We start from the raw sequence: 16,783 nt of genomic DNA, 5'->3' as shown, positions 1-16,783 counted from the left end.
CGAGCTTAATAAAGCTCGGCTTTTAAAAGTACGTTTAATAATTATGTACTTGGGTATTCGCGGTACGCACGCTCTATATTTTTAGCCTGCTTTTTAGAAATACCTAAATGGGCAAGTGCTACACGTAAACGAGCACGTGATAAGTCAGACCCTAATATTTCCATTGCATCAAGCACTGACGTACTTGATGTTTTGCCAGTAATTGCGACAAATATTGGCTCTAAAAAGTCTTTAATCTTAAGCTCGTGGAATGTAGCCACTTCTTTTGCAATTGCAAAAATAGCGGGCTTTTCAAAGCTACGTAAACCTTCAAGCTGCCATACAAAAAATTGTAGCGCTTGGCGAATCACGTTTTCGTCTGCTTTGCCGGCTGTTAATAGCGCAGGATCGTAAGTTGGAATACCACCTACAAAGTGCCCTGCAAGCTCAACCATATCCGACAGCGTATTAATACGTGTTTTAACTTCTGGTAATATTTTAGCTAACATTTCGCCGTTAAACTTCCAATCAACAAAGCGCTGAATTAACTGCTCGTCGGTTAGATTTTCACGGATCCACATGCCGTTTAACCAGCTTAATTTATCTACGTCGAATACTGGACCACCAAGCGATACGCGCTTCATGTCGAAGTTTTCAATCATTTCATTGAGTGTGAATTTTTCACGCTCATCAGGCATTGACCAACCCATACGGCCTAAATAGTTAAGCACGGCTTCTGGCAGGTAGCCCATTTCTTTATAGTAGTTAATAGACGTTGGGTTTTTACGCTTAGACAGCTTTGATTTATCTGGGTTACGTAATAACGGTAAGTGACCAAGTACTGGCGCTTCCCAACCAAAATCTTCATAAAGCTTTAATAGCTTAGGCGCTGAGTTAATCCATTCTTCACCACGGAAAATATGGCTAATTTCCATATGGTGGTCATCAACTACGTTCGCTAAAAAGTACGTTGGAAAACCATCTGCTTTTAAAAGTACTTGCATGTCTACGTTTTCCCACGGGATCTCAATTTCATCACGTAGGTAGTCGTTAAACTTAAATGTGCCTTCGCTTGGGATTTTCATACGTATAACGTAAGGTTTGCCTTCAGCTAAGTTTGCTTTAATTTCTTCATCTGTATGGTTTAAACCACGACCGTCATATTTAGGGCGTAGGCCTTCTGCCATTTGCTCTTCACGCATTTGATCAAGCTCTTCGCTTGTTGCAAAGCAGTAAAACGCTTTACCATCGTCAACTAACTGATGCGCGTATTTTTTATATAAATCGCTACGCTCAGATTGACGGTAAGGACCAAATTCGCCACCCACATCAGGACCATGATCCCACTCAAGCCCTAACCAACGTAGGCTATCCATAATCGCAAGTTCAGACTCTGGCGTGCTACGTACTTGGTCTGTATCTTCTATACGAAGTACAAATTCACCGCCTTGTTGTTTAGCAAAACAGTAGTTAAATAAGGCGATATAAGCGGTGCCAAGATGCGGGTCACCAGTTGGCGACGGGGCAACACGGGTGCGAATTGTCATGGTATATTCTCTTTAAATAAGTGAGATAGTAAAAGTGGTTTATGCAGCTACTTTGTTTAAGTAAGCAATAATATCGTTTGATTCGTACAGCCATTGTACTTGGCCGTTTTGCTCTATACGCAGGCAAGGCACTTTAACTTTGCCGCCTTGCTCTAGTAGCTCTTGACGATATTGCTCATTGTCTTTTGCATCACGCGTTTCTATGTTTAAGCCTTCGCGTTTAATAGCGCGACGTACTTTTACACAAAACGGGCATGCTTTAAATTGATACAGTTTAAATTGTGAGGTTTGCTGATCAAGCTGTGCTTGCTCGTCGCTTGCACGCTTTTTACTGCGAGGAGTAAATACAAAATTAAAGAATAAGATTATACAACCTAAAAACCAACGAACTAATTTCATGTTCTGTGCTCTGCTTACAACAATTTAAGGAGCCAGATTTTAGCACAAATTTACAATCAAAAAAGTGTAATACTGCGAGAATTACACTCAAGTAATTTAATTTACTAAAAGTGCTTCTATAGCAATACCATATCATCCCTATGAAGTACTTCTGCGCCACTATCGTAATCGAGTAATAGGCCTATTTGACTAGAGTGCGCACCCTTTATTTTATTTACCTCGGTACTACTAAAGCGCGTTAAGCCCCGTGCAATTACTTGATTTTTATTATCTATTAAATCAATTAAATCACCGCGTTCAAAACGTCCAAATGCATTAGTAACGCCTTTAGCAAGTAAGCTTGCGCCTTTATTTTGCAGCGCTGTAATAGCACCTGCATCTATAACAATTTGGCCGGTACTTTTAGGCCCGGCTAGTAACCATTTTTTACGGCCATCTTTTGGAGCGGTGAGTTTTAAAAAACGCGTGCCTGGTAACTCGTCACTCATGCATTTTAAAATAACGTTTTTACCTGCGCCTTTAGCAATAATAACTTCAACGCCTGCGCGCCTTGCAATGTCAGCGGCTTGCAGTTTAGTCGCCATGCCGCCAGTACCTAAGTTTGTACCACTGCCACCAGCAAGTTGGCGCAGCTCATCGTTTATATGTGTTACTTCGCCAATGAGGGTGGCATCGGCATTTGTGCGAGGATCGCTGGTAAATAACCCTTCTTGATCGGTAAGTAGCAATAATTTATTAGCATTAGCCAAAATAGCGACAAGTGCCGATAAATTATCGTTGTCGCCTACTTTTATTTCACTGGTAGCGACTGCGTCATTTTCGTTAATGATGGGCACAACGTCGTAATTTAATAACGCATTGAGTGTATCGCGGGCATTAAGGTAGCGCTCTCTGTCGTCTACATCAGCGCGAGTAAGCAGCATTTGCCCTACATTTACCCCATATAAAGCAAACAAGCTCTGCCAAATATGAATAAGTTGACCTTGTCCAATTGCAGCAAGCATTTGTTTATCAATTAAGCTTCTGCCACAGGGTTTTAATAGTTGTTCGCGCCCAGCAGCTACCGCGCCGCTCGATACTAAAATAACCTGATGCCCCTGCTTTTTAAGCTCGCAGCATTGGCGTACTAATTCAACCATATGTGCTTTGTCTAGCTTATCGGTGCCACCAGTAAGAACGCTTGTACCAAGCTTTACAACTATTACCTGTTCCCTTTGCATGTGCTTTTTACTAATCATTAATTAAAGATGAATTAATTTATACCAGCTCGGTATTTTTGAACAAGTTAAAAATATTCATGCTAGGATCTGATTTTATTAAATTATGTAAATTACTCTCTATGCCTGCCAGTTTATGTTTAATTATTGCCACCTTTTTATGGGGCAGCTCTTTTATAGCGCTCAAATACGCCATTGCTATTTATGACCCTGCATTGGTAATATTTTTACGCATGCTCACCACGTTAGTTTTATCGCTTTGTTTATGGCGCTATGTTATTCGGTTTGAGTATTTAAAAGGTGACTGGAAGTATTTAGTGGGTATGTCGCTTGCTGAGCCTTGTTTGTACTTTTTATTTGAAGGCCATGCAATGGAATATACTTCGGCTTCGCAGGCCGGTGTTATTGTATCGTGCTTGCCTATAATTATTGCGCTACTTGCCTTTTTATTACTTAAAGAATACATAAGCAAAGCCATTGTTGTTGGTTTTACGCTGTGTATTGGCGGCAGTATTTTACTTACGCTTCTTTCACCAAGTTCTGAGCAGGCACCTAATCCGTTGTTGGGTAACTTTTTAGAGCTTATGGCTATGGTGTGCGCTGCATTTTATACCGTAAGTATTAAACATTTAGCTAATCGCTACTCGCCCCTGACTTTAATTGCGTTGCAAGGTATTAGTGGCAGCTTGTTTTTTGCGCCATTTTTATTTTTTATCGACCTACCAAGCGAAAACCAACACGACTTAACTGCGCTCATGAGCATTTTGTATTTAGGTTCGTGTGTAACCCTTGGCGGCTACGGCATGTACAACTATGCAATTAGCAAGGTATCGGTATTAACCGCTGCTGCGTACTCTAATTTAATTCCTATTTTTACACTTATTTTGTCAGCTATTATTTTGGGCGAAGTGCTCAACGTTTGGCAATGGCTGAGCATATTTGTGGTATTTATTGGCGTAATGATAAGCCAGCGCCATCAAGAGCTCGTGGTTGATATACCGCTTAGCGAATCGGGCGAAGACATTTGCGCAGATACAAGCAATCTTAAATCAGTACCCGAGGCAAGCGAATCAAAAGGATAACAGGTAAGCAAATACAGCCCAGGTGTTTGTAAAAATGAGTTTTGGGATTGATGAATAACCTCAATCCCCGTTACTTTATAATTTTGTATCACCCCACTTTGCAGCTGCAAAGTAAACGCTTCCCCCACTTTTGCGTTTTGTAAAAATGCAAAGTGGGTGTCGTTATGCCCTGCTATTAGCGCGCCTTTTTCGTTTCCAAATTCTTTTCCGCCAAGCTCCCCTGCGGGTAAAAATTGGCTAGGCGCAAATGCTAAATTACGACCACTCGCTCCAGCCAATACGCTTAATGTTTTATTATGGCTTGGCCAATCAAGCTTTGCAGTAACGTAGCTGTCGGCGTAATACCACGGCCTTACTTTAATCCCGGGTGATTTAAGTGCCTCTTGCCATGCCTGTTCAATTAATACTTGAGCAAGCCACGCTTTTGCCTGCATATAAGTACCGTGACCAAATAATCCAAGCCCAGCTATTAGTAAGCCCACGCTTAGCCACCTTTTCATTTTAAGTCTCTTTTCATTTAGGGATTCGCTCTGTGTTTAAATTTAAGAGCGCCAAATCCTAATAATAAAATACAGCCTAATAATATGTGCAGCCTACTTTGCCCATCTGTTTGTGGTAAACGCATCGCCATACCTTGTGGTACTGCATTAGTAGCTTGCGCCGTTTGCTCTGCCACTTCTTTTATTTGAGTTTGTTCAATCGCTATAAAAGCAGTAAACGGGCTAAGTAATTGATGAGTAAGTGCAAGCTCCTGTACTTCATCTTTAACGGTATTTTGCTCGTTGTATAAAAGTAATGACTTAATTTTTTGGCGCGCCCACAGTTTTGCTATACCTTGAGCGCTTGAGCTATTTTGTGTACTTAATTTAATACTTAAAGGCCCTTGTGCTGTTTGCCCAGCAAGTACCACACTTTTAGCATTATTAAGTTTTATAGCGACCATGATAGGCTCGCCAAAATATAAATCAGGGAGTGGTGATGGCCAAAAATCTAAGTTGTTACCGCTTTCATCGCTTAGCGCCAAATTAGTAATAGCCGGATGTGCAAGTTTATCAAACAACTGCTGCATTTTAGGTTGCACCTCACTTGTGCTGCCTATAAACGTAAATGAGCCTTTGCCTATATCTGCCGCTCGGCGCATAAAAAAGCTGTTAGGTGCGCTGCCAATACCCACTGTAAATAAGCGGCTATCACCTAATTTACTTTGAATATTTTTGAACAATGCGTCTTCATTACTTACGCTACCATCAGTTAAAAATACAACTTGGCGTACAAAACCATCAAACTCGCTGCCATCAAGTACGGCATTAAGGGCACCTTGTATTTCAGTGCCGCCATCGGCTTCGAGGCTATAAATAAATCGCTCTGCACGGCGTAAATTAAAGTCGCTGGCTATAAGTGGTTTATCGCTCATTGGAGTCACTATGTTATCAAAACCAATAATGTTAAAACTGTCGTCGCTATCAAGTAATGACAGCGCATAAAACAACGCTTTTTTAGCTTGCTCCATAGATTGCCCGTGCATAGAGCCAGACGTATCAACTACAAATACCATTTCGCGAGGTAATCGCTGAGTTTGTGTAAAGTGATCCCCCGGTGGCATTAGCATAGCAAGCCCGTATCGGTCACCATTTTCAAACTGCTGAGTAAAAAATGCAGCTTGAGCTTGCTCTTTTTGCAGCGGTTTAAACTCAAGTACAAAGTCGCGATTAACTGCATTTATCTCATTTAACGCTATTTTATATTGCCCAAACGCAGTGTTTTGTACATCAACATTATGAAATTTAGAATTGATATCCACCAGCTCTAAGCCGACATCTATATCAATGTTTAAGCTAAATTGGCTACTTGGTACATTATCTGTTTGAGTACTGTTTTGAGTGATATTTTGAGTGCTGCTTTGAATGCTGTAAACAGGGCTTAACCACCCAGTTGGCAATGGGGTAACGTGCGTTTGGTGTTGAGTATTAACCTCAACCTCACCACTAATCGCGTGATAACGCGGTGTAATGGTAGTCGGAAATCTAATAGCAAATGTACCGCTGCTGTAGTCAATTATTTCTTGATACTCAAGCTCAATTACTACTTGCTCACCAGGACCAATATTTGCCACATTAGTAATAAACATATTGGCGCGTTGCTGGCGTACAAGGGCCGCTTGCTTACCTGCTTTTTTAGCCTCCTCGTATTTTTTTTCGGCTTCCACTTTTTTATCAATTTGGCCTTTAATGACTCGCTCACCTATACGCATCGTCATGGCATGTACGGCGCTTTCATCAGGCAATGGAAAAACGTAGCGCGCGTTAACTGCAAACGGGTTTTCGTTTTGATAGGTTTGCGTAGCTACAACATGATTAATTAGGCCAGTTAAGGTCATATTGGCGTCGCTTTTTAATATTATTGCTGGGCCTGCTGGCGCACCATTGCTATCAAAAAGCTCTAACTTGGGTGATTGCGCATGGCTTTTAAAGCTCACTAACAGCACAATCGCTATGAATATAAAAATGCTTACTTTAGTAAGCATTTTGGTTGGTTTACTCAACATAAAATCACTCCATCGAACGCTTTGTTTTAAATAGTTTTAGTTACTCGCCGTTTGGCCATTTGCTGGGTTCATTGAGCGAGTTGTAAGCGTTACGCGTCTATCAAAAAAGTTATCTTCCACCGTGTTGCTATTAGCCAATGTTTGCTGCTCGCCAAATGCCTGCGTGCTTAAACGTTTGTGGCTCACGCCGTGTTTTATTAAATAGCTTTGCACGGCATTTACACGCGCTTTAGAAAGTAAAAGGTTAGTTTGCTCATCGCCGCGTTGATCGGCAAAGCCACTTAAATCAAGTACGAGTTGTGGTTGGTTGTTTAACAAGGTAACGAGTTGGTCTAACTGCAGTGCAAAATGCGGGGCAATAACACTTGAACCTGTTTTAAATTGTACCGTCATCGCCAATAAGTTATTAATTTGAACTTGAGTTAACTGCTCATTTTGATTGGCAAGCACTTCTAGCTGTTGCTCTAACATATTGTTGTGTTTAAGCACGTGTTGGTAATCGCTGGTTTTTTCTTTCATAACCGTAATTGCACGCTCTTGCTCTGCAATTTTGTTATCAGCGACTTTTGAATCGCCTATTAAGCCTCCGGCAAATGCCCCAATAAACACACCTATTGGCCCGCCTACTACGCCGCCAATAATAGCGCCTGCACCTAGCCCAATAGCCGTTTCTTTATGGGCTTCTTTTGATGGCGTGTTAGATGTTGAGGCAATTGCTGGAGTACAAAAACTAGCAATCAGTGTTAACGCAATTAATGTCTTCTTCATGATTTGATCCTTAAACTTACTTTTTAATTTGTGATGTTTTGTTTTGATGGGTGTATTAAAACAAGTTCAAGTGGCAATAAAGGGGAGCAAAAATGGCAAACTGCTGATCAATTGTGGCAAAAAAATGGCAATTGCCTTTTTAACCTTACTTAGGTTAAGAACTTCGTTATAGTGCACAACAGAGGCAATAGGATAATGATTAGAATGAAAAAAATAGCCATCATTGAAGATGAACCCGCAATCCGCGAAAACTATATAGAGATGCTTAGCGCACAGGGCTACCAAGTGAGTGGCTTTGCAGATCGCGTCAGCGCAGAAGCTGCATTTAAAAATGCCCTGCCCGACTTAGCCATTGTTGATATTGGCCTAGGCCATGAAATAGATGGTGGTTTTTTACTGTGCCAAACATTGCGATCGCTTTCTAAAACACTGCCTATTATTTTTTTAACCGCCCGCGATAGCGAAATAGATACCGTATGCGGTCTGCGCATGGGCGCCGACGACTACCTAACAAAAGACATAAGCCTAGCTCACTTGGCTGCACGTATTGGTGCGCTATTTCGCCGAATGGAAGCACTTGAACAACCCGCTGATGCAAACGCACTCATAACACGCGGGCAGTTAACACTCGACACACAACGTATGCAGGTTTTTTGGCAACAACAATTAGTTGATTTAACCGTAACCGAATTTTGGATGCTGCATTCACTCGCCCAGCGACCTGGCCATGTTAAAAGCCGTAACGAATTAATGAGCGATGCAAAAATTTATGTAGACGACAGTACTATTACTTCACACGTAAAGCGTATTCGTAAAAAGTTTATAGCACTCGACAGCGCCTTTGATTGCATAGATACCGTGTATGGCATGGGCTATCGGTGGGAACAACACTAATGCTACGATTTGGTCTGCGCAGTAAATTTATATTACTTTCATGTTTTTTGTTTTTGCTACCGTGGCTTGGCTACGAGTACGTATGGGAAATGGAAAAGTTTTTACGCCAAGGCCAAGAAAAAACCCTCGTAGGCACCACTCGAGCGCTTGCTACCGCATTGCATGAGCGCCCCGCATTATTTGACGAGCAAACCAACTTTTTAGACCAAGTAGTAAAAGGCCGCGATTTATACGCTTATAATCTTAAAAACCCTATTCAATTAGACGGTAAACTCACCGATTGGGACAGCTACCAACCGTTATTTTGGCATTACGACAAGCGCTACTTACAAAAAACAGATAACAAACATCAAGCCAGTGACTTATCGTTTGATCACATGGTGGGAAAATTTGATAACTACTTATATGCCGTATTTAAAGTAACCGACAATACCCTTATTTATCGCGCTAAAAATAGCTTAAGCATTACCAATAACGATTATTTACAAATTGGCCTAAAAACCCCTGACGGCCAATTTAATACTTACATTATTGCGCCGCGCCAAGATGGCTGGGTTAATGCGTTTGATGCTAAAACCAAAATACCTTTTACAAAAATTCAGGGCTATTTTGAAAGTACCGAATCAGGTTATAACGTAGAGCTGCGCTTTCCTATTAACATGCTGGGCAACAAACTTGGCTTTGCTATTGTTGATGTAGATAATAAAGAGGCGTTGTTAGAACCAAAAATAATGTCGACCTCAAACTTAAATAACCCGAACGATTTAGGCTCGGTATTAGTCCCCTCTCCAGAAATTAGCCGTATTTTAAAAGGCATGGGCCACAGTGGCAGCCGTATTTGGGTAGTTGATAACCATCATCGTGTATTGGCACAAACAGGTACTATTCAAAATGCAGATGGCGTATGGGCTGATGGGTTTGCTAATAAGGCACCTGAAACTTGGTGGCAGCGCTTTGAGCAAAATTACTTACACCCAATTTACTATAAAATATTAACGCGCCCCGAAAATGAATTTTTAGACACCTTGCACGATGTAGCTTCTATGCAAGGCACACATTTAGCGAAAGCATTAAAAGGACAACCAGCATCGTCTTGGCGCTTAACCCCTGATAGCAAAGCCGTTATTTTATCGGCCGCTTACCCTATTTGGATTCAAGACCAAGTAATTGGCGCGGTAATAGCAGAGGAAACCACAAACGGCGTACGTACGCTGCGTAATAAATCACTCGAAAAACTCTTTAACGTTATTTTAGCTGTGATGTTAATTGGTACTGTCACCTTGTTCTTTTTTGCCTCTCGTATATCGAACCGAATTAGGCGGCTGCGCGATACAGCTGAGCAAGCAATTGATGCACAAGGGCGTGTTACCGGCAGTATTAATTACAGCGACGCTAACGATGAAATTGGCGATCTGTCGCGTAGTTTTTCAAACATTGTTAGTCGACTTGGTGGCTATACCGATTACTTAGAGAATATGTCGTCGCGATTGTCACATGAGCTGCGCACGCCTGTTGCCGTAGTGCGCTCGTCACTCGAAAACTTACAAAGCTTGCCACAAAACGAGCTGAGTCAAAAATACCTCGATCGCGCCAGTGAAGGTGTTGAGCGCTTAGGTAAAATAATAACCACCATGAGCGAAGCCACTCGCCTTGAACAGAGTATTCAAAGCAACGAGCCTGAGCCTTTTGATTTACAAAAAGTAATAAATGGCTGCATGCAAGGCTATCAGCTTACTTACCCAAACCAGTTATTTACGCTTGCTGTATGCCAAAACAAATTACCCATGCAAGGTGCACCGGAGTTTATAGCTCAACTGCTTGATAAGCTTATTAATAACGCGCTGGAGTTTAGTGAGGCCAATACGGCGATTAATGTAAGCCTTAAGCAGAGCGAAAATAAAGCAACATTAACAGTGAGTAATACAGGTCCAGCGTTACCCGAAGGACTCACTGAGCATATTTTTGACTCTATGGTGTCGGTGCGTAGCCAGCAAATGCAGCAACAACCGCATTTGGGATTAGGACTTTATATTGTAAGACTGGTGTGCGATTACCATAAAGGCAGTGTAACAGCGCAAAACAACGAACAAGGTGATGGTGTCGTATTTACCGTAACACTGCCGTTAGTAAATGGTTAAGGCTGTATTTATACCGTTATATTTGTACCGTTATATTTATAGCCACAGCATTATATGCAAATAGTAAGTACGCAATAAGTTAAATTCAGCTGTATATTTTTAGTTAAAAAGAGTTACTTTAATTTACCTTAACTCCATATAAATTAACAAATAAACCCCTCTCATCCCTCAAAACCTGCCGGTTACAATTTAGTACAACTTCAAATGTAACTATTCACTTTTAATTCAGTCGAATGACCATACCCTACATCATATTAAAGTATTAAATTGAAGGAATACTCATGAAACCATCACTAGAGCGTGAAGAACTAGACTTTATTTTTGACTTATACAGGCCCTCTAAAAAACCTGAGTCTGAAAATGTAAAACCAAAAAGTACAAACTACAAAGAGCTAAGAAAGCACGACGCGACTAAAAACCAAGGCGTATCGCACTACTTAGTCTAATTTTATTACGCTTGGGACTTCTCATGTTCTAAAAATGCTTTAATGCAGTTTATTTCTGCAAGTTTTACTTCTTCGCCTATTTCAGGGCCTTTTTTGCCATTTTTAAGTGCATTTTGCACTACCAGCTTCTTATCCATTTTTTGCAGTTCAGTATGAATTGCTCGCAGCTTAGCTGATTGCGGGTATGGCTTATCAACAAGTGTTTCACCACGCCCTTGTGCATCGCATTGGCATGCTTGGGTAAACGCTGTAAAACGTTCTGGGTGTACCAACGCATTTAAGTTAGTCACTATTAGCTTGTGAATGGTTTGCGGCCTTAACTGATCAATCGTGTGGCAAAGGGTGTGATTATCACTGGTGAGTACACCAACATCGCGAAAACGGTTAGGCACTTTTAAGCGCTCACAAAACGCCTCAATAACTGCAACACCTTCGCGTTCGTGCCCACGTAGGTTTCCATATTTTTTAAAACTAAGCGCTTTTCCAAAATCATGGGTTAGTGCAGCAAAACGTGTTTCTAAATTAAAATTTAAATCGGCTGCACGCCTAAGTACCAGCATAGTATGTACAAATACATCACCTTCAGGATGATGGTTTGCCGGTTGCGGTACATTAACCATGCGCTCAAGTTCTGGAAAAATACCTAAGCCTTGCAGTGCTTCAAAATAAAGCTCAGGGTGCTTTTCACCCAGTGCTTTTTCAGTTTCAAGCCACACGCGCTCAGGTACTAAATGATTTAGCTCACCTTTATTTTTAAGCTCGCGCATTAATGCATACGTACTTGGGTGAATACGCCAATCACTGCCATAGCGCGCTAAAAAACGGGCAATACGCAGTACTCGAACAGGGTCTTCTACAAATGCCTCAGTGGTGTGGCGCAGTGTTTTATTTTGTAAGTCAGCTTGGCCATTAAACGGGTCAATAATATTACCGTGTTCATCAAGCGCCATTGAATTTATGGTTAAATCGCGTCTTGCTAAATCTTCTTCGAGCGTTACCGTTGGGCTGGCATCAACCACAAAGCCAGTATAGCCTTTGCCGCTTTTACGCTCTGTGCGCCCAAGTGCATATTCTTCTTTTGTTTTTGGGTGCAAGTAAACCGGAAAGTCGCTACCTATTGGTACAAAACCAAGCGATTCCATCGTTTTTGGTGTTTCACCAATCACTACATAATCGTTATCTTTTGATTTTATATTTAGCAGTTTGTCGCGCACTGCACCACCAACGAGGTAGACTTGTTTTAAGTTACTTTTCACTTTATTCCCATAAACATTAATAAAATTGTTTGATACTAATCATAACATTAATTAAAAAATTCTGCGGTGTTTGCCAAGCTTAAGTAAGCTCATTACAATGGCGCATTATTTTCAGCTATAGCCTCACAATTAATGAAAAACCATTCATCAAAAAAAGAACTTATGTTACTACCCATTTTATTAGTGGTTATTTTAATGTGTGTGGCGGGTCACTTTTTACTACAAGCAAACTTTCAAGACAGTAATGTGGTTGAATACATGTTAGCAGCACTGCCGTTTGCTATGTTTGGATTGGTTATTGTGGCGTTTAAAATGGCGGCTAAAAGCGAAAAGGATGAACAAAACGAGCAGGACTCTTAATCCTACTCAGTTTTAGCTACTTATTATAATTTAAAGTATGTGATAGCCAAACCAGTCTGGCTTTATAGGCTGCGATATACCGCTGGGCGTGAACTTAATGTTTAGCTGGCTGTCGAGTAAATCAATGGCAAAGCAATCGTCTACGTCATGTAAATCATCTTTATGAATATGGCTAAGCCCTGCTAGCAAATCGCTTTTAGCCCGCTCTTTAGCTTCATGGCTACTGCTTGCAACATACAGTGCAAAGTCGTGTTGCTCAGCCATAGAATCACTTCTGTAAGCGCCTAAATTTACAAAATAGAGTTGTTTATTTTGTTCAACGTACGTATCAACAATCTCTACTTTAAAGCCATCAATATCATTAATTGCCATGTAGCTATCCATGTGAACACTACTTCTGTCGCCTACCCATTGGCTTTTTAACTTTGTATAAGTTTGCTCGATGTTTTGCCCTACAACAAAACGAATATCATGCATTTCAATGTGGCAACCTTGAATCCGGCCACCTAAATACACCATAAATAACTGCATGCTTTTCCTTAACCTAAATTATCAACATCAATATTATGCTTTTTAATCAACTTATAAAAATCTGAGCGATTGCGCTTGGCAAGCTTAGCGCCTTCGGCTACGTTACCACCTGCCATTTTTAAAGTGTTAATTACATAGTCGCGCTCAAACTCTTTTTTAGCGTCGTTCAGTGATAATGGTTCTACGTTTGTTTCGTTACTATTTAGCGCAGCTAATACTAAGTGCTCTGAAATAACATCGCTTGGCGTTAATGCTACAACCTGCTCTACTACGTTTTGTAGTTGGCGGATATTACCTGGCCAGTCGTAACGCACAAGCGCATGCATGGCATCGCTGGCAAAGTGTTTTTCAGTTTGCTTCATGCGCTTAGCAATACTTGCACTAAAGTGCTGTGCTAATAAGCTTATATCTTCGCGGCGTTCACACAGTGGCGGTAATTTTAAATTAACTACGTTTAAGCGATAGTATAAATCTTCTCTAAATTGCTGGTTTAAAATAGCTTCAGGAAGATTTTTATGTGTTGCCGATACAATACGTACATCAATTGCTATTTCTTCTTGAAAGCCTACGGGGCGAATTGTTTTTTCTTGTAATACGCGCAATAACTTAACCTGCAAGTTAAGTGGCATATCGCCTATTTCATCTAAAAATAGCGTGCCGCCCTCAGCTTGTTGAAACAAACCTTGATGATCTTTAATTGCGCCCGTAAAAGAGCCTTTTTTATGACCAAATAATTCTGACTCTAAAAGCTCACCCGGTACAGCGCCGCAGTTAATTGCAACGAAAGGGCCACCGCTTACATGACTATGCTGATGAATCGCCTGTGCGAGTAGCTCTTTACCTGTACCACTAGCCCCCGAAATCAATACATTAACCTGCGTTGGCCCAAGTAGTTTTACTTGCTCTAACAAGTGCAGCATTGCACCACTGCGCGTAACTATATTACTTTTAGGTGCTGCTTCATCTGCATTAACACCATGTATTTCTATCGCTTTAGCAAGGCTGTCAAATAGCTCATCTTTATCTACAGGTTTAGTTATAAATGCAAAAATGCCCTGCTTAGTTGCCTCTACGGCATCAGGAATTGAGCCATGCGCTGTCATCATAATGACAGGTAATGCAGGGTAGCGGCTTTGCAGCTGACGATGCAGTGCCATGCCATCCATTTCATCCATACGTAGGTCGGTTATTACGGCGTCAAACACTTGGCTTTTAAGTATTTGTAGTGCGGTTAAGCCGCTTTCACAGGTCGTTACTTCGTATCCTTTTGATTCGATACGAATAGCGAGCAGTTTTAATAAGCTAGCGTCGTCGTCAACGAGTAATACTTTTGCACCTTGCACTTTAGTTGCTGCCATAGTTACTGCTCCTTAGTTTCTTCTCGTAGTAAAAGCTGCTGCTCAATAGTTGCTAACGATGAGAGGGTTTCTTGCATTTTATTGTTAAGTGCTTGCTGCTCTTTTTTAGCATTTATTTGCATAGTCACTTGCTGCTTTTGAAGCCATAAATATTGCTTTATATCATCTGGCCAAAAGTAAGCAAGATCGAGTTTTAGCAACTTAGTCATTACCGTATTTGGATCATCATTTATGTTTAAGCACATAAATTTAAAAAAACGTTTAAGATCGTTTTCACCTGTAAAAATATCTTTTTTTGGCACCAATTTAAATCCGCCACACTGATTAGCGTGCCATGCAATAACTTGCTCTGCAGGCGGATAGCTTGGTTCAATTTTTGGTCTGGGTTTTGGACTAGGTTTACTGTTTTTGTCATTCGTTATTTTGGTATCGACCACAGGTGCAGGTGTAATTGACACACGCTCTTCTTGCCCATTATTAATTTCACAACCTGATATAACCATGCTGCTACTGAGCACACATAAAATAGCGATTAAACGCAAGCGCATGTTAATTAACTCCTAGATTTTTTGTTATGGGAATTTTAATTGAAAACCGGCAACCATGCGGCTCGTTATGCTCAACAGTAAGTGTACCTCTTAGCTGTTCAACAGACTCTTTCACAATAGTTAAGCCAAGCCCACTGCCTTGCAGCGTAACATTTTTACTGTGTTTACCTTGATAAAATGCGCTGAAAATTTGAGTTTTTTCTTGCTCTTTAATACCGCATCCTTTATCAAGTACAGCAATACAAAGTTGGTTTTGCTCAAGCGCTAAATTAATAGTAACGCTTTGCTTATCTTGTGAAAATTTTAAGCCATTTGAAATAAGCTGAATTAAAATCATCTCAATAAGCTCACTAGGCAAAGCAAGCTGTTTATTAGGTAAGTTATTTTGCCACTGTAGAGCTTGCTGACGCGCACTTAAGCGATGTTCAAAATGGCTATTAATTTTATTAATAAGATAGCTAAACTCAACTTCGCTTAGGCTGTCTTTACTGGTGCGAATCGCATTATAACTCAGCAGGCTGTCAATCATTGTACGAAGGCGCACCATAGATTGGCTAATAAGCTCAAGCACTGCTTTTTGCTCAGCAGTAATTGGGCCTACTATTTCATCAGTTAGTAAATCAGTGCCTTCGACCATTGAAGCAAGCGGCGTTTTTAGCTCATGGGTAACATGGCGTAAAAAGGTATCTTTTTGCTGCTCAAGCATATGAAGTTGCTCTTGCACCCATTGGAGTTTTTCTCCTAGCTCAACTAGCTCAGCGGAGCCTTTCACAGATATTTTTTGCTGCCAATGCCCCTGCCCTAGTTTATCAATAACTGTAGTTAACCCTTTTAGTCGCCCACTTATACGCCATAAAAAACCACCACCAACAATTAAAGTAAGCGGAATAAGTGCCACCAGCCAGTTTATAAATGAAGTTTGTAGGCTTGTAAGCTCATTTTGGTTATTGGTAATTTGCGCTTCATTTTTATCACGTAACCATAAAGTAAGCTCAGCAACTAAATCGCTCACTGGCACAAATAGCTCCGCTTGCTGTTGTTTTTGCTCAACAAGCTCTACATGCGCTGTTTGTAAGGTGACATATAAGCGTTGCCATTGGTAGGTGTAATCTTTATCCGTGTTAACAAATTTAAGTTCATCAATACTTTGCAGGGATGATTGCCATTTATCGACAATGAGCTTATCTAACGATTCGCTTTTTAATACCCAGTTTTGCCTAGTGGCGCGCTCAAGGCTGTTGAGTTCTTGTTTTAGAGTGTTAAACGATTTGGTAACTTGGTAGTTGTTACTCACGATACTTTGAGTCACTGCTAATTGCTTGTTAAGCGCATTTAAAAATACAATCACCACTATAGAAAGCGGGAGTAACGAAAGCAGCATACTCATTGCAAATTGCCCAATTAAATTAGGCCGCCAGTTAAGCATTGCATGGTATTTTTTAGCTATGGTTGCTGGCATTTCGTTTAGTCCTTTTAAGTTAAGCGTTCTATTATTAAGTGCTTACCTTATACACTAGCTGAACCAGCAATTATATTTAATACGATTAACAGCCAGCGCTACAAAAACAATGTGTCGCCAAATAGAGACAACGTAAACCATTGATTTTTAAACCCTACCTTTAATCTCACTACATAGTGTTGCAAAAGGCACACAAAAATTACAATAAACCCCGTAAAAACTTCCCACCTCTTTCAAGTTAAAAATATAAACACTT

At 40.7% G+C, this 16,783-nt stretch carries 16 protein-coding genes; 5 read left to right on the top strand and 11 right to left on the bottom strand.

The features are described 5' to 3' along the window. Window positions 1-41: 41 nt before the first annotated feature. The 3 genes from gltX to proB all read right to left on the bottom strand — a co-directional run bounded on the left by gltX (window position 42) and on the right by proB (window position 3,145). Window positions 42-1,526 carry a glutamate--tRNA ligase gene (gltX, locus tag GQR46_RS05320; protein WP_165727602.1) on the bottom strand — a complete coding sequence of 495 codons (1,485 nt, stop codon included), beginning with the start codon at window positions 1,524-1,526 and terminating at the stop codon, window positions 42-44. A gap of 39 nt (window positions 1,527-1,565) precedes the next feature. Beyond that, on the bottom strand, window positions 1,566-1,925 hold the full coding sequence (locus GQR46_RS05315) for a glutaredoxin domain-containing protein (RefSeq protein WP_007581591.1): 360 nt from the start codon (window positions 1,923-1,925) through the stop codon (window positions 1,566-1,568). A 116-nt stretch (window positions 1,926-2,041) separates the two neighbouring features. Further along, window positions 2,042-3,145: a glutamate 5-kinase gene (proB, locus tag GQR46_RS05310; RefSeq protein ID WP_165740286.1), complete on the bottom strand. Its 1,104-nt coding sequence runs from the start codon at window positions 3,143-3,145 to the stop codon at window positions 2,042-2,044. Between the two features lie 119 nt (window positions 3,146-3,264). On the opposite strand from proB, the gene GQR46_RS05305 reads away from it, so the two are divergent. Next, complete coding sequence (locus tag GQR46_RS05305) at window positions 3,265-4,224, top strand: DMT family transporter (RefSeq protein ID WP_165727698.1); 960 nt, start codon at window positions 3,265-3,267, stop codon at window positions 4,222-4,224. Here GQR46_RS05305 and GQR46_RS05300 read toward each other — a convergent pair. The 3 genes from GQR46_RS05300 to pdsO are packed head-to-tail and all read right to left on the bottom strand — an operon-like array spanning window position 4,119 to window position 7,537. Then, complete coding sequence (locus GQR46_RS05300; RefSeq protein ID WP_165727604.1) at window positions 4,119-4,724, bottom strand: class GN sortase; 606 nt, start codon at window positions 4,722-4,724, stop codon at window positions 4,119-4,121. The genes GQR46_RS05305 and GQR46_RS05300 overlap by 106 nt on opposite strands. 17 nt (window positions 4,725-4,741) lie before the next feature. Next, on the bottom strand, window positions 4,742-6,769 hold the full coding sequence (locus GQR46_RS05295) for a marine proteobacterial sortase target protein (protein WP_165740284.1): 2,028 nt from the start codon (window positions 6,767-6,769) through the stop codon (window positions 4,742-4,744). Between the two features lie 36 nt (window positions 6,770-6,805). After that, a complete protein-coding gene (pdsO, locus tag GQR46_RS05290) occupies window positions 6,806-7,537 on the bottom strand; it encodes a sortase-associated OmpA-like protein PdsO (RefSeq protein ID WP_165740282.1) in 732 nt (243 codons plus the stop codon). Window positions 7,538-7,741: 204 nt separating this feature from the next. Between pdsO and pdsR the strand changes: the two genes are divergently transcribed. From pdsR to GQR46_RS05275, 3 genes are all read left to right on the top strand, one after another. Further along, window positions 7,742-8,431: a proteobacterial dedicated sortase system response regulator gene (gene pdsR / locus GQR46_RS05285; protein ID WP_165740280.1), complete on the top strand. Its 690-nt coding sequence runs from the start codon at window positions 7,742-7,744 to the stop codon at window positions 8,429-8,431. Next, complete coding sequence (gene pdsS / locus GQR46_RS05280; protein ID WP_165740278.1) at window positions 8,431-10,569, top strand: proteobacterial dedicated sortase system histidine kinase; 2,139 nt, start codon at window positions 8,431-8,433, stop codon at window positions 10,567-10,569. Before pdsR ends, pdsS begins: the two co-directional genes overlap by 1 nt. A gap of 281 nt (window positions 10,570-10,850) precedes the next feature. Further along, window positions 10,851-11,015, top strand: coding sequence for a hypothetical protein (locus GQR46_RS05275; protein WP_007581574.1), 165 nt, complete (start codon window positions 10,851-10,853; stop codon window positions 11,013-11,015). Between the two features lie 5 nt (window positions 11,016-11,020). On the opposite strand, the gene GQR46_RS05270 is transcribed toward GQR46_RS05275, so the two are convergent. Beyond that, on the bottom strand, window positions 11,021-12,271 hold the full coding sequence (locus GQR46_RS05270; protein WP_165740275.1) for a multifunctional CCA addition/repair protein: 1,251 nt from the start codon (window positions 12,269-12,271) through the stop codon (window positions 11,021-11,023). A gap of 132 nt (window positions 12,272-12,403) precedes the next feature. Between GQR46_RS05270 and GQR46_RS05265 the strand changes: the two genes are divergently transcribed. After that, the gene (locus GQR46_RS05265; protein ID WP_007581571.1) at window positions 12,404-12,631 is read left to right on the top strand and encodes a hypothetical protein; all 228 of its coding nucleotides are present in this window, start codon (window positions 12,404-12,406) and stop codon (window positions 12,629-12,631) included. 30 nt (window positions 12,632-12,661) lie between these two features. On the opposite strand, the gene GQR46_RS05260 is transcribed toward GQR46_RS05265, so the two are convergent. Genes GQR46_RS05260 through GQR46_RS05245 form a run of 4 tightly spaced genes read right to left on the bottom strand, consistent with a single transcriptional unit; the run spans window position 12,662 to window position 16,527 of the window. After that, on the bottom strand, window positions 12,662-13,162 hold the full coding sequence (locus GQR46_RS05260; protein WP_165727610.1) for a DUF1543 domain-containing protein: 501 nt from the start codon (window positions 13,160-13,162) through the stop codon (window positions 12,662-12,664). A gap of 8 nt (window positions 13,163-13,170) precedes the next feature. Next, complete coding sequence (locus GQR46_RS05255; RefSeq protein WP_010553151.1) at window positions 13,171-14,520, bottom strand: sigma 54-interacting transcriptional regulator; 1,350 nt, start codon at window positions 14,518-14,520, stop codon at window positions 13,171-13,173. 2 nt (window positions 14,521-14,522) lie between these two features. Beyond that, complete coding sequence (locus GQR46_RS05250) at window positions 14,523-15,068, bottom strand: hypothetical protein (RefSeq protein WP_024607489.1); 546 nt, start codon at window positions 15,066-15,068, stop codon at window positions 14,523-14,525. Between the two features lies 1 nt (window position 15,069). After that, entirely contained in the window at window positions 15,070-16,527 is a 1,458-nt protein-coding gene (locus GQR46_RS05245) for a HAMP domain-containing sensor histidine kinase (protein ID WP_165740274.1), read from the bottom strand. Window positions 16,528-16,783 lie beyond the last annotated feature (256 nt).

This window comes from Pseudoalteromonas sp. Z1A6, from assembly GCF_011378745.1.
Taxonomy (GTDB): Bacteria; Pseudomonadota; Gammaproteobacteria; order Enterobacterales; family Alteromonadaceae; genus Pseudoalteromonas; species Pseudoalteromonas arctica.
This window is presented reverse-complemented; position numbering and strand designations above follow the sequence as displayed.

What these genes read in the sequence shown, in the direction of transcription:
- GQR46_RS05265 (WP_007581571.1), top strand. Translation starts at nt 12,404, where the DNA reads ATGAAAAACCATTCATCAAAAAAAGAACTTATGTTACTACCCATTTTA.
- GQR46_RS05245 (WP_165740274.1), bottom strand. Translation starts at nt 16,527, where the DNA reads ATGCCAGCAACCATAGCTAAAAAATACCATGCAATGCTTAACTGGCGG.
- pdsS (WP_165740278.1), top strand. Translation starts at nt 8,431, where the DNA reads ATGCTACGATTTGGTCTGCGCAGTAAATTTATATTACTTTCATGTTTT.
- GQR46_RS05300 (WP_165727604.1), bottom strand. Translation starts at nt 4,724, where the DNA reads ATGAAAAGGTGGCTAAGCGTGGGCTTACTAATAGCTGGGCTTGGATTA.
- gltX (WP_165727602.1), bottom strand. Translation starts at nt 1,526, where the DNA reads ATGACAATTCGCACCCGTGTTGCCCCGTCGCCAACTGGTGACCCGCAT.
- pdsO (WP_165740282.1), bottom strand. Translation starts at nt 7,537, where the DNA reads ATGAAGAAGACATTAATTGCGTTAACACTGATTGCTAGTTTTTGTACT.
- GQR46_RS05275 (WP_007581574.1), top strand. Translation starts at nt 10,851, where the DNA reads ATGAAACCATCACTAGAGCGTGAAGAACTAGACTTTATTTTTGACTTA.
- GQR46_RS05305 (WP_165727698.1), top strand. Translation starts at nt 3,265, where the DNA reads ATGCCTGCCAGTTTATGTTTAATTATTGCCACCTTTTTATGGGGCAGC.
- GQR46_RS05315 (WP_007581591.1), bottom strand. Translation starts at nt 1,925, where the DNA reads ATGAAATTAGTTCGTTGGTTTTTAGGTTGTATAATCTTATTCTTTAAT.
- pdsR (WP_165740280.1), top strand. Translation starts at nt 7,742, where the DNA reads ATGAAAAAAATAGCCATCATTGAAGATGAACCCGCAATCCGCGAAAAC.
- proB (WP_165740286.1), bottom strand. Translation starts at nt 3,145, where the DNA reads ATGCAAAGGGAACAGGTAATAGTTGTAAAGCTTGGTACAAGCGTTCTT.
- GQR46_RS05260 (WP_165727610.1), bottom strand. Translation starts at nt 13,162, where the DNA reads ATGCAGTTATTTATGGTGTATTTAGGTGGCCGGATTCAAGGTTGCCAC.
- GQR46_RS05255 (WP_010553151.1), bottom strand. Translation starts at nt 14,520, where the DNA reads ATGGCAGCAACTAAAGTGCAAGGTGCAAAAGTATTACTCGTTGACGAC.
- GQR46_RS05295 (WP_165740284.1), bottom strand. Translation starts at nt 6,769, where the DNA reads ATGTTGAGTAAACCAACCAAAATGCTTACTAAAGTAAGCATTTTTATA.
- GQR46_RS05250 (WP_024607489.1), bottom strand. Translation starts at nt 15,068, where the DNA reads ATGCGCTTGCGTTTAATCGCTATTTTATGTGTGCTCAGTAGCAGCATG.